The sequence below is a fragment of the Clostridium sp. OM05-6BH genome (assembly GCF_003481635.1).
GTDB lineage: Bacteria > Bacillota > Clostridia > Lachnospirales > Lachnospiraceae > Butyribacter.
This window is the reverse complement of the sequence record NZ_QULH01000015.1, coordinates 17303-30807: the sequence shown is the minus strand read 5'-3', so window position 1 is coordinate 30807 and position 13505 is coordinate 17303. Positions and strand designations below refer to the sequence as shown.

The window sequence follows — 13505 nt, the reverse complement described above, 5'->3', positions numbered from 1 at the left end:
CATCATTTTCCCCTTATCATTGCATTCCAAATAAACTTGGTGTTAGTGCTCCAATATCGTTTGAACAATCTCTTAGGATCTTGCATTAAGCGATACACCCATTCCAGATTATGTTTCTGCATCCACATTGGAGCACGCTTAATATTTTCTGCATAATAATCAAAGCCTGCGCCAACACCAAGCATCAGTCCATCAATTCTCCCCTGATGTGCTGCCATCCACTTTTCCTGTTTGGGTGCTCCAAGACCAACCCACACAAAGTCAGGCTTTGTGTCATTAATCTGTTCTACTATCGCTGCATCTTCCTCCTCCATCATCGGTCTAAACGGTGGACTATACATTCCGGCGATTTGAATTTTTGGATAGCGATTCGTGAGTTTTTGATATAATAATTTCAATGTTTCTTCTTCACTACCATAAAAATAATGGCGATAACCTTTCTTTGCAGAAATTTCAAAAATCTCTCCCATTAAACTAGGACCTGTTGTTCGCTCCATATTCTTATAGCCGCGTTTCTGACCAACAGTGGAAAGAGGTCCACCATCTGGTATTGCCATCAGTCCATTATTTTGTATCTCACAATATTTCTCATCTTCATAACTAGTTACAGTTGTATGCACATTGGCGACGCATATATAGTCCCCTTTTATTTTTGAAAGATTTTTTTCGAGATAATATACCAACCATCCCATGTTAATCGCTGCAATATTAACTCCCATAATATTACAGGTTGGAATGAGTTTTTTGTCAATCTGTCTCTTATACTCCATTCCTCGCACCTTTTCAGTTCTCCTTTTTCCATGGGGTTCTACTTTCTTTTTGTGGGATCTCTCACCCCAATCTTTTCCCATAGTTCTCTACTTCCACCCCCCCACAACTACAACTTCCCCAACCCCTAGCACCACTTCTGTCTCTCGTTCAAACAACCGGATCTTCGCTTTTACCTCCTGCCGTTTGATATCCACACTGACGAATGTGCCTTCCATGCCTTCAAACGTACCGCTTGTAATGCGAACGGTATCTCCAGCTTTCCAGCTTTCCATGGTCTTTTGAAATTGTTGTTGCTCTTGTTGCTTTGTAATATCACGTTGTTGTTCTTGCTTTAGTTTTTCTTCACGTAAGTTTTCTTCGGTTGTTTTGCCAATGACTTCGAGTGCAACTTTTGCCTTTGTGTATCTACCGAAGAGTTCGACTTCGATCTCTGCGACACGCTTATGACGATCGACGTAGCAGATCTTAGCATGTCCATAGCGAAGTGGACCGCTTAGTATTTCAATGCGCTCACCAACCTGGTAACCGACCGATGGTCGTACGATGTCTTCGTCATCCATCATTTCCCGCAGATATGTCTGCTCTAGCTCATGGATCGGCGTAAAGTTTTCGGCGCTGCGAAGTACTTTGGTCACTTCCGGGATCGCATAGCAAGCACGGATAATGTCTGTAATGCGATTCTCGTCGGTATCTATAAAGATATAGCCGGGGAAGAGCGTCTGGATCAGTTCTTTCCACTCGCCACAACGTTTCTTAAGTGTTACGCATTTTGGCAGGAAGATCCGTTCATACTTCTCGGTATTGATCACCTGCTCACACAATTTTATGATCATTCCTTCATTACCTGTCTGCACCTGCATCACATACCACATACGAATCCTCCATTCATTTATATACGAAAAAAGCACAAATCATGTTCTGATCTGTGCTCTCGCATTTCACATATTCAAGAATTAGTACGGTAATTCACTCCCTGCAGTAAACTTTGCTGGAAGAAAAGTATCTCATGCCATTTTCTGCAGAAAGATTCTCTAAAAAAGGGTATGCTTCGCCACTTCCTATCAAATACTCAAAAAAAATAAGCAATCAATAGAAAATCATCAGCAAATATAACCATCCTACTCTCATAACGCGACAATGCGACGATTACTCAATCAGATTTTTGTAACTTACGTATACACTGCTTGCAGGGACGAGCCTCTACAGGCAATTGCGCTTAGATACTTTGAGAGTGTACCTCGGGAAAGGCACACTTCTCAAAACACAACGTATAATATTTATATCATGAAGCGGCTGCTTTCACAAGCCGCACCATAACCATATTTACATCGCACCTTCACGATGCAGCACGACTAACACTGTCTTGAACAGGATCTTAATATCAAGTCCAATGCTCCAGTCATTGATGTACTTCGTATCGAGTGCCACGACTTCTTCGAAGTCGGTGATATCACTTCGTCCACTGACCTGCCACATTCCGGTGATTCCCGGTTTGGTTGCAAGTCTTGCACGGTGATGGATTTCGTATTTTCCCCATTCGTCCATTGTTGGTGGGCGTGTTCCAACGATGCTCATATCACCTTTGAGTACGTTGAAGAACTGTGGAAATTCATCGAGACTCCAGTCTCTGATATAGTTACCGACCCCTTTCTTGATCGTGCCATCAGCACGCTTCTTGCAGCCGATGATACGAGGGTCGAACTCCAGCTTAAACATCATGCCGTCTTCTACACGGTTTTGCTCCATAAGCTCCTGCTTGCGCTCCTCTGCATCGAGGTACATACTGCGGAACTTATAGATCTTGAATCGCTTACCGTTCTTACCGACTCTCTCCTGTGCAAAGAAGATCGGTCCCGGCGACTGAATATAGATTAACGGTGCCAGGATCACGAATAAGATTCCGGTAATGATACATCCAACAATTCCTCCGCAAATGTCGATCAATCGCTTGAGGAACAAATCTCTGCCGGATGCATAGTTTAAGGTTGTCGTTAGCACAGTATAACCGCCCATATGCTCTACCATCTGACGATTAAGAATGAGTTCCTTGTTTTCAAACAAGTTTTCATGCACGACGATGCCCATATCGACGAACTGTGCCACCAACTCCCTGCGCGTTTTATAATTATGAGGACACGCCATAAATAATTCATCCACCCAACCCCTGCAGACATACTCTATGACGGTGCTTTCTGACGCTACGACCGGAATACCTTTGATCTGCTTGCCGATCATATCTTTATCTAATATTACGATACCGCGCACCGTATATAGCTGATAATATGTGTCCCCCATCGTTTTCAACGTCTCGTAAATGGCATCCGATGTCGATACGATAAGTAATGCCGGTTTTTCACCGCTGCGACGCATCTTGTTGACTGCTCCTTTCATAATAAGCCTTGTCACATAAGAAATCGGCATGTAAAATGCAGCGCACAGAAACAGCACGGTTCGCGAAAATGGCTGTGCGTTTTGCACTGCAAACAAATATAAGGTAAATGCCAAAATGACGTACACATCATGTTTGACGGTTGTATACAGTTCCTGAAGCATTCCGCGCTTTAATACATTTTTGCATGTATTGCATACAAAGAGCAATACAAAATCAATAAATCCAAGCACGATCGCTGCACTACGATATAGTTGAAAATGATACGGATTCACCGCACCATGACGGATAACATATGCAATTAAGAATGAGAGTTCCAAACAGATTATGTCTAATATAATAAAGTCGATATGTTTATACCAGCCTTTTGCTTTACGTCTGTACATTCTCTCACCTTCCTTTTATCTATAGCGATACGCTTATGTTCCCCACGCCTTACCATTCGTTGTCATCTATACTACATATAAACTATAGGTCATTTCCCACAGTATTATTTTCAATTTCTTTCTCTTGCAGTTGAATTTATCATAAACTGCTATCATTATACCCACTGATGTGGCTTTTTTGTTCTTATTAATGTTCAGATATCTATTGGCTTATACGCCCCTGTCACCAGTGCAGTTAACCATTATCATGGTCTGCAACATGAATAACCCCTTATTTTGAAAAAAAAGCAAATTGCTTACAAATCAGATTTCTCCGATTTGCAAACAACCTGCCCCGACACTCACCTTAGACGGTACGATAAATTATTTTACCTTACCCTTGAAGCCTGCCTTCTTGAGAGCCTTCTTGAACTTCTTGAGAGCCTTCTTGCTCATCTTAGGAGCCTTAACAGTGATCTTCTTTGTGTTGAGACCAGCAAAAGCACCCTTCTTGATGGTAACCTTCTTGTTAGCCAAAGTGATAGTCTTGAGCTTCTTGCAGCCCTTGAATGCATTCTTGCCGATGGTCTTAACGTTCTTTCCTACGGAAATCTTCTTAACCTTCTTGCAGTTCTTGAATGCATTTGCGCCGATAGCAGTAACCTTGTATGTTACACCCTTAACCTTGATAGTTGCTGCAACCTTAACTGTAGCCTTTTTAGACTTAACAGCTGTAACAGTTGCTGTACCCTTCTTGGAAGTCTTAACAGTAACACCCTTAACGGTAGCCTTTCCATTGACAGCCTTTGGAGCTGTTACTGGAGATGTAGCTGCACCTGCAGGAGCTGCTGCTGTAACTACTAATGCTGCTGCTAAAGCACTTACTAATACTTTCTTCATTGCCTTCATTGTCATTTTCCCTCCTTTCGTATTCGGAATCATCTATGAGTAAACCGTTCCCCCAAAATAGGAACAGTAGACCCAGCATAATCATATGAACCGATCAGTTCATTCTCTGCTGTCATATCACCAAGGTGTCAATAACACCAATGCTGACAGCCCATAATTACTTGGAGGCGTAATAATATTCATTACCCTTGCTGTTACTGCCATAATAGCCGTAACCATACCCATAACCGTATTTCTTGCCGCCATACTTCTTGTAGTAATAGCTTCCTCGGTTACCACCGACACGGTTAAGTACGATACCAAGTACCGGACAGCCTGCTCTTTCCAACTGTCGAATGGAGTTGCGCACCATTTTCTTCTGTGTAAACCCACCACGTACTACGAGAATCGCTCCATCACAGAGGGAACCGATCTTCTCGCCATCGGATACGAGGTTGAGTGGCGGTGCATCGATGAATACGTAGCGGTACATATCAGCCATAGTATTCAGCATATTTTCAAACTGTTTGCTCTCCATCAACATGGATGGATTGACAACGTTTTTGACATTCGGCAGAATATCTCCACCGGATATCTGTGTATGTAACACAGCATCCTGAATTGGGATGTCATGTGCCAATATATAAGAAGTACCCCAGACTTCACTGCCATCATTCATTGTAATGTCATATTTGTCTGTCATGACGGACTTACGAAGGTCGGCATCTAACAGGATCGACGGTGTTCCGGATTCTGCCATCTGACGCCAAAGCTGCATCGTTACAAACGATTTTCCCTCGTCTGGCATAGTACTAATTACCATAATCTTTTTAATATCGCTTCCCAGGAAACTAATATTGATACGCAGTCTGTTGACCGCTTCCTCTACTGCATAGGGCAGCGTCGGCATATTTCCTATGGTTACTTCATTCATATCGCACTCTCCTTTGTGTTTTCGTGCTATCTAACGGTTTGTTTCGTTTTTATTGACTGCATAAGTGCTGCGCTTTCTACATTATTTGTTTTGTTCTTGCTTCTGATCGTCTTTTTCCTTTTGCTTTCTGGCTTTCTTGCGCTCTTTGTGGGCTTTCTTCTTCTCCTTAGCGATCTCTTCCTCTCTCTTATCGGAGATTTCTGCAATATCACCCTCAGGGATAACGGTAAGCGGCATTACACCAAAGGCTTTCTCAACCTCTTCTGCAGATCGCATCGTATCGTCCATCAGGAATAATACAGTAAGCACTGCCATCACAAGCACTAACATTCCAATAGCACCGATTGCGGTATTCTTAACCAGATTCGGCGAACATGGTCCTTCCGGAAGCACTGCCTTTTCAGCAATGTTCGGAGCCGTTGTCTCCATCAGCTTCGGCAGATACGTTACCGCTGTCGCTGCTACGCTGTTTGCGATCGTCATTGCCTCTTTTGCTGAGGTGCTCTCTACCGTGATCGCCAAAATACGAGTCTCACCCACCGGTGCGATCGTCAGCATTCCGAGCAGCTCCTCATATTCGTAGTCAAGGTTGCAATCCTTAATAACATCCTCTAAAATCGGACGTATCTTGATCAACTCAGTATAATCCTCCGAAAGAGAGGTACCGATGTTCAAGTCATTCAAATCAACGATCTTGTTATTGGATGCTGATACTACATATAACTTTGATGTTGCCTGATACTTTGGTGTGATCAGGAAGTGCGTGATCGCTCCTGCAGCAACACCACCGACTAACAATGCAATGATCAATATTAAAATTTGTGAGCGAAAATATTGAAATAACTCCAATAAGTCAATTTCTACTTCTTCGCTGTCTTGGTCCTGGATTTGAATTTTGTCCCTTAACTTACTCATTTAAGCTCCCCTTATCAACATGCTCTGTGTATATCTCTGATCTCCCATAATATGCCATTATTACCTCAGCACTATTTCTTGAAACTCTGTATGGCAGATTAGAATGCTATTTATTTGTCTTAGGCTGTTCCATCAGCGGATATAATTTTTTGACTATTTGCTCAATTGATGCTGCATCCGCATAAAATTCTCTGTGTTCTAAGCCATCTCCTAACGCCTTGCCCAGCTTTAATTTGCCATCTATCGTAAGCATTCCCTGGGATTGGTACTCATTAATTGTGTCTAAATAATGCATCAAATCATTTTGATTAATTTCGGATATTGCATATGAGTCTAATGCATTGAGTAATGTTGCTGCGAACTGATTATCTTCAGCAATCTTCTGCTTTGCCTTGTCCGCAAATGCACTCATATACTGTCTTTGTCTTCTCATTCGTGATGTGTTTTCTTCATCTCCAACTCCATAACGGTCGTGAATATAGTGAAACGCTTGTGAATCTGATAATGTGATTGTCTTGCCCTTCACCATTGCCGCATCCACGCTTGAAAAGTCGTCTTCCAACGTTACGGTAACACCACCAACCTGTTTATTAAGGACCGGTATTGCTTTCATTGGAAGTTCATAATAACCATCAATCGGTACGCCGCCAAGCAAATGAGACACTGCAGTGATCGTGTTTTCACATCCCTGCTGTCTATTGCCTCCATACCAGTGTGCTGTACACAACTGAATATCTGCTGTTGCCTCGCCTTCACCTTTGTTGTCCAATAGATGAATTTCCGTCATGGTATCACGGTTAAGCTGCAACATTCCATAGGAATGATTCTCCTCATCAAATACGACCAATAACATAAAATCTGCCATGGCACCCTGATAATCCTCGCCGATGCCATCTTGATTGCCACTGACATCTGTTCCGATGATCAACCATGAAGTTACTTTATGTAATAACCCGTATTTATGATGGTTAAGTTTGACTTTCTGAAGGGAATCCCAATCAATTGGCTGCTCCGTTTGCTCTGCTGTGCGGTTCTTCGAGCCTTTTTGTTTCCGGTTCGTATTGCCGGAACGATATTCCATTAAGAATAAGCCCGTCAGACCGATACACAACAGTACAATAACCGTAATGCATATCGCCTTCGATCGATTACTCTTCCCTACACGCTTATCTTCCATTATGGTAAGATCCTTTCTCCCAGTGCATCAATTTCTTGCAAATACTGTGCACCAAGCTTGCAGGCTATGACGTTTCTGCCCTCCTGCAGATTAGGCAGCCTCGTTTTCATGTTATGGCAATCCGATCCAAGTATTACCTCATAGTCACCGGATTTTAAAAACCCAAGCGCCCTGTGTCTGGTTCGCCATGACAGGAAACTCTCTGTATTGATCTGCGTATACACCGGAAGATCAAATACGGCTTCCCAATATTTTTTGTCTTTTTGAAATGGATAATAACGCTCAATGTGTGCAATGATCAAGGTAAGCTTTCGCTTCTGTACAAGAAACTTTACGTCCTCAACCACTCCTTTATCCCACTGTGCAAACGGCATTTCTAATAAGAGAATATTCGTTCCTTCGATACAAAGCTCCGGAACCATCTCTGCTTTGCCCATGCCTGCGAAATAATACACCTCAGCACCCTTGTAAAATACTGGAGGCTCGATGCCCTTCTCTTCCATTCGGAACAGCAAGCGTTGATATGATTTCTCACGTCGATCCAGAAAATTTTCTACCGAATCCTTCCCCGCATAAAAATGTGGTGTAAAAACGATCCGATCAACTCCCTGCTCTTTCTCAAGAGACAAAAGTTCTAAAGATTCCTGTGAGCTACCGCTCCCATCGTCAATACGTGGCAAGATGTGTGTGTGAAAATCTATCAAGTCGTCATCTCCCTCCGGCAGTCTGCCTGCGTCACAACATGTGCTTGCTTTCGTCATTATGCAAAACCTTTTGTCATCCTGTTTCGAAATGACATATTATGTATTTTTTCGACATACAAAACACATTTTGTTCACATTTCAATCAGCCGAGTGTTATTTTAATACATGACTTTTGTGTTGTCAACTTTAAAATCTGTCATGTTGTTTTTCGGTTTTTTCCATTTTTTAAAATTCATGTTGGTATCCATACATTTTATCCAACAAATAATGTTTTAATCGGCTGATTTTGTATAAATCATACAATAAAACAGATGCTTTGTTTCTTAAATTTTTTCCAGAATTTTATCGAAGTAATTCTGCCGATTTTTTTATTAATAATTTGTTTTTTTTGTGCAAAATAACTTCGTTAAAATCGGCTGTTTGACACGCACAATAAATGAAAAGATTTCATCCACTTTTTACAATATTCAATTCAATACTATCGTAATTCATTAATACAGATTACTTACTTTGAATTTACGTTCTGCCTCACGCCGTTGATCTTTCTTGGCAATATCCTGTCGTTTGTCATACAATTTCTTACCTTTTGCTAAGCCAATTTCGACTTTGACCAGGCTGCCGCTGAAATACACGCTTAGTGGCACGATCGTATAACCCTTCTGCGTAATATGCCCTTGGATCTTGCGGATTTCCTGGCGATGCAGCAATAATTTACGCACGCGCAGTGGATCTTTGTTAAAGATATTTCCTTTTTCATAAGGACTGATGTGCATATTGTACACAAATACCTCATCGTGTTCGATGCGAATGAATGCTTCTTTTATACTGCATCTGCCCATACGCAGAGATTTCACTTCTGTTCCGGCAAGAGATATCCCTGCTTCATATTTTTCCTCGATAAAATAATCATGATATGCTTTTTTATTATTTGCGATCAGTTTCTTCGCCATGTTCGTTTTCGTCCTCCTCATTCAATTCGAAGTCGATCGTGCGAAGCAGCTTGTCTACTGCCGACACGGTCACGCGCACTTTCTGGCCAAGCTTATATATTTTGCCTGTCTTCTCTCCAACCATTTGATAGCGCTCTTCCTCAAAATAATAATAGTCTCCCGGAATGTCTGCAACACGCACCATACCCTCGATCGTATTCGGCAGTTCTACATACATACCCCAGCTCGTCACGCCGGAAATCACACCGTCGAATGTCTCACCGATAAATTGCTCCATATATTCCGCTTTTTTCATTTTTTCAACTTCACGCTCCGCATCATCTGCCCTTCGCTCCAGTCTGCTTGCCTCTGCCGTCACCTCCGGCAGTATCTGTTCATAATGACTGATCCGCTTGTCTGTCAAGGCACCGTGTAGATTTTCTTTGATGATACGATGGATCTGCAGATCCGGATATCGGCGGATCGGTGACGTAAAGTGGCAATAATATTTCATTGCCAGCCCGAAGTGACCTTCACATCCTGTCGTATATTTTGCCTGTTTCATAGAACGCAGCGTCAGTCGACTGATGAGTCCCTCCTCTGGCGTTCCTTCCACTTTAGAGATCAACTTTTGCAGTTCCTTTGGATGTATTTCATCCTCTGCACCAGTCTTAATGGTATATCCAAAATTATTGATAAATATGCCGAGCTGTAATATTTTTTCGCTGTCAGGTGCTTCGTGTGTACGATACACAAAAGGAAGTTCCTGCCAATAGTAATCTTCCGCAACGGTCTGATTTGCCGCCAACATAAATTCTTCAATAATACGATGTGCATTATTGCGCTCGTATTCTGCTACATCGATCGGTTTTCCTTTGGAATCCAATGTGATCTTGCTTTCCGGAAAATCAAAATCTATAGATCCACGTTTATCACGACGCTTGCGCAAAATAGATGCCAGCTCATACATCAGTTCAAACATCGGTATCAGTTCTTCATATTCTTTGCGCTCCTCAGGATCCTGCAATTCAACAATCGCATGAACACTTGTGTAGGACATTCGACGATCGACGTTGATCACAGTTTCCTCTATGCGGTGTTTTATGATCTCACCTTTGGCATTGATGTCCATCATACAGGATAAAGCAAGACGATCTGTTCCCTGATTTAATGAACATATTCCGTTTGACAGCTTATGGGGCAGCATAGGAATAACGCGATCGACCAAATATACACTGGTTCCTCGTTTAAGGGCTTCCTTATCTAATGCAGAGGACTCTGTTACATACTGACTGACATCCGCAATATGAACACCCAGATGATATATGTCTCCTTCTTTAGTCAAGGTTATTGCATCATCAAGATCTTTGGCATCTTCACCGTCAATCGTTACCGTCTGCAAAGAGCGATAATCTACGCGTCCTTTCTTTTGTTCTTCCGGTACTTCGTCATCAATCCCCGCAACTTGATCCATCACTGCATCCGGATACTCTTCCGGCAGACCATACGCTTTGATCACAGATAAAATATCAACACCGGGATCATTGATATGACCTATAATTTCCAATATTCTGCCTTCCGGGTTGTGATTTTCACTGCCATAGTCCGTAATTTCTACAACAACTTTATGACCGGTGACAGCACCTTTGCTTTCTGCCTTTGGAATATAAATATCTTTGGTGAACTTATGGTTGTCAGCAACGACAAAACCGAAACTTTTACTATTGGAATACGTTCCCACTAAGATTGTTGAGGCTCTCTCTAATACGCTCACAACCGTTGCTTCTTTACGTTTGCCACGCTGCTTGTCGTCTACGGAAATGCGCACAGTATCTCCGTCGAGTGCATTCATCACTTGATGCGCCGGGATGAAGTAGTCCTCCTCTTCTCCCTCAACACGGACAAATCCAAACCCTTTCTGTGTTGCCATAAAGCGGCCGGTAAGCAGATTGTCGGCCAGTGGCCGCACTTTTCCACGCTGACTGATATGGATCTTGCCTTCCTCGCACAATGCCTCGACCACGCGACGCAGGTCTTTCTTTTCTGCGGCAGGCACCTGTAATACCATCGCCATTTCCTTTACAGACATCGGCTTATATTCTTTGTCTGTAACAAAATCATATACTAATTTCTTTTTATTATCGAACTCTTCTTTTTTCATACAGATCCTCCATTTTGAAAAAAGGGATTGCCAATCGGCAATCCCTGTAATAATGCATTTGTTTACAACGGCGAAACTGTCATCGCTTTAGTAACATATTCCACCAAAACAACAACCATACTGCCATCGCTTTAGCAGCACGCTCTCTCAAAACAGCAACCATACTGTTATCGCTCCATTATCATGCTCTACTGAAATATCTTCAGATTGAGAATTAATGAAAGCACGACAAATACAACAGCAAGAATCCTTGTTGCAAGCTCTAATCCACCTTCCATGGAACGACCCTTGTTCTTACCCCAGTATGTCTCAGCGGCACCGCTGATCGCTCCGGTAAGTCCTGCCTGCTTGCCCTCCTGCATCAGTACGATTACTGTCAAAACGCAACATACAAGAATATATACCAACAATAAAATAGTATGCAGTGTATGAATCATTGAAAACTTCCTCCATTCTGTGTTTTACGGTTATCTGCTACCCGCAGTACACCGTCTGAAAATCTCTTTTTGAAACTGTCTATACGCAGTTTCAAACAGATACTATCATAGCATATTGTCTATGAAATAGCAAGCTGATTCTTATTTTTTAAGAAGAAGAGACTCGCCAGTCATCTCAGCCGGCTGTGGCAATCCCATGATCTCAAGCAAAGTAGGCGCAATATCTGCCAAACGGCCGCCCTCACGAAGTGTGTAGGCTTCATCATAATTAACAAGCACAAATGGAACCGGATTGGTTGTATGTGCTGTATGAGGCTCTCCTGTCTCATAATCGATCATCTTCTCTGCGTTTCCGTGGTCTGCACAAATAAACAATACTCCGTCTGCTTTTTTAATTGCTTCTACTGCAGTACCTACGCACTGGTCAACTGCTTCAACTGCTTTCACTGCTGCCGGTATCACTCCTGTGTGTCCGACCATATCCGGATTTGCAAAGTTGATCACGATCACATCATATTTATCGGATGCAATTGCCTCATTAAGACGTTTGCTGACTTCCGGAGCACTCATCTCAGGCTGCAGATCATAAGTAGCAACTGCAGGAGATTTTACCAAGGAACGCTCTTCATCTTTATTTGGCTCTTCTACACCGCCGTTAAAGAAAAATGTAACATGCGCATATTTCTCAGTCTCTGCAAGACGAAGCTGTTTCTTGCCATTCGCTGCAAGATACTCGCCAAATGTATCTACGATATTTTCTTTTTCAAACGCGATAAGCTTGTTGGCAATTGTCTCATCGTAATCCTTGAAGCATACAAAAGTAAGTGGCATAAATCCATTGGCACGCTCAAAATGATCAAACTGCTCATCACAAAATGCATGCGTCATCTCGCGAGCTCGATCCGGACGGAAATTGAAAAAGATCACTGAATCATTTGGTTTGATCGTTGCGACCGGTTTGCCGTCTTTCTCAACAACTGTAGGAACAACAAACTCATCTGTTACGTCCGCTGCATAAGAATCTGCAACTGCCTGCACTCCATCGGCTGCTTTATTGCCAACACCTTCAACCAATGCTTTATAGGCTTTTTCTACACGATCCCAGTTGTTGTCACGGTCCATTGCATAATAACGTCCATGAACACTTGCGATCTGACCTACTCCGATCTCATCCATTTTAGCCTGCAACTCAGCAACATAATCTTTGCCGGATGCCGGTGGTGTATCTCTACCATCTAAGAAGCAGTGAACATATACATTTTTTACATCGTTTTTCTTAGCAAGCTCTAACAATGCATACAGATGTGTGTTGTGGCTGTGCACGCCACCATCGGAAAGAAGTCCGAATAAATGCAGATCGGAACCGTTCTTTTTCACATTTTCTACTGCCTGCAGTAATACTTTATTTTCAAAGAAATCACCATCTTCAATTGCTTTGGTGATACGAGTCAGATCCTGATAAATAATGCGTCCGGCACCGATATTCATATGACCTACCTCGGAGTTACCCATCTGACCATCCGGCAGACCAACTGCAAGACCACTGGCAAGACCCGGCTGCCAAGGGCATTCTGCCATCAGCTTGTCCATTACCGGCGTATTTGCCATGGCAATCGCATTGCCTTCCGTCTTGTCATTCAAACCATATCCATCAAGAATCATCAAAACAACTGGTTTTTTACTCATTTTTGACCTCCATTAATCGTTTATGTCCGCTTATGCCGCAAAGGCATCAGACATCTTTGTTCTTTATCATCTTACCCAAAATTAGATTATATAATAATCGCTGCATTTATGCAAGATATATACAGTTGTAGCTCTTATTACTCTCCCGC

12 protein-coding genes are annotated in these 13505 nt (G+C 42.4%); all 12 read right to left on the bottom strand.

What is annotated here, in order from left to right; translation table 11 throughout:
- Nucleotides 1-2: 2 nt before the first annotated feature.
- Nucleotides 3-851: a WecB/TagA/CpsF family glycosyltransferase gene (locus DXB73_RS11335; protein WP_347559545.1), complete on the bottom strand. Its 849-nt coding sequence runs from the start codon at nt 849-851 to the stop codon at nt 3-5.
- Nucleotides 852-857: 6 nt separating this feature from the next.
- Nucleotides 858-1643 (bottom strand): antiterminator LoaP, encoded by a 786-nt coding sequence (gene loaP, locus DXB73_RS11330; protein WP_118691188.1) that lies wholly within the window; start codon nt 1641-1643, stop codon nt 858-860.
- 451 nt (nt 1644-2094) lie between these two features.
- Complete coding sequence (locus DXB73_RS11325; RefSeq protein WP_118691187.1) at nt 2095-3546, bottom strand: sugar transferase; 1452 nt, start codon at nt 3544-3546, stop codon at nt 2095-2097.
- 363 nt (nt 3547-3909) lie between these two features.
- Nucleotides 3910-4434, bottom strand: coding sequence for a leucine-rich repeat domain-containing protein (locus tag DXB73_RS11320; protein WP_182448324.1), 525 nt, complete (start codon nt 4432-4434; stop codon nt 3910-3912).
- 157 nt (nt 4435-4591) lie between these two features.
- The gene (locus DXB73_RS11315; RefSeq protein ID WP_118507189.1) at nt 4592-5347 is read right to left on the bottom strand and encodes a CpsD/CapB family tyrosine-protein kinase; all 756 of its coding nucleotides are present in this window, start codon (nt 5345-5347) and stop codon (nt 4592-4594) included.
- An 81-nt stretch (nt 5348-5428) separates the two neighbouring features.
- Nucleotides 5429-6262 (bottom strand): Wzz/FepE/Etk N-terminal domain-containing protein, encoded by an 834-nt coding sequence (locus tag DXB73_RS11310; RefSeq protein WP_118691185.1) that lies wholly within the window; start codon nt 6260-6262, stop codon nt 5429-5431.
- A gap of 106 nt (nt 6263-6368) precedes the next feature.
- Complete coding sequence (locus DXB73_RS11305; RefSeq protein WP_118691184.1) at nt 6369-7439, bottom strand: LCP family protein; 1071 nt, start codon at nt 7437-7439, stop codon at nt 6369-6371.
- A complete protein-coding gene (locus tag DXB73_RS11300) occupies nt 7439-8200 on the bottom strand; it encodes a CpsB/CapC family capsule biosynthesis tyrosine phosphatase (protein WP_118691183.1) in 762 nt (253 codons plus the stop codon). The genes DXB73_RS11305 and DXB73_RS11300 overlap by 1 nt, the downstream gene beginning before the upstream one ends.
- Nucleotides 8201-8634: 434 nt before the next feature.
- Nucleotides 8635-9093 (bottom strand): SsrA-binding protein SmpB, encoded by a 459-nt coding sequence (gene smpB, locus DXB73_RS11295; RefSeq protein ID WP_022024996.1) that lies wholly within the window; start codon nt 9091-9093, stop codon nt 8635-8637.
- Nucleotides 9068-11233 (bottom strand): ribonuclease R, encoded by a 2166-nt coding sequence (rnr, locus tag DXB73_RS11290; protein WP_118691182.1) that lies wholly within the window; start codon nt 11231-11233, stop codon nt 9068-9070. Before rnr ends, smpB begins: the two co-directional genes overlap by 26 nt.
- Before the next feature lie 188 nt (nt 11234-11421).
- Nucleotides 11422-11670: a preprotein translocase subunit SecG gene (secG, locus tag DXB73_RS11285; RefSeq protein ID WP_182434173.1), complete on the bottom strand. Its 249-nt coding sequence runs from the start codon at nt 11668-11670 to the stop codon at nt 11422-11424.
- A 141-nt stretch (nt 11671-11811) separates the two neighbouring features.
- Nucleotides 11812-13356: a 2,3-bisphosphoglycerate-independent phosphoglycerate mutase gene (gene gpmI / locus DXB73_RS11280; RefSeq protein ID WP_118507185.1), complete on the bottom strand. Its 1545-nt coding sequence runs from the start codon at nt 13354-13356 to the stop codon at nt 11812-11814.
- Nucleotides 13357-13505: the final 149 nt, after the last annotated feature.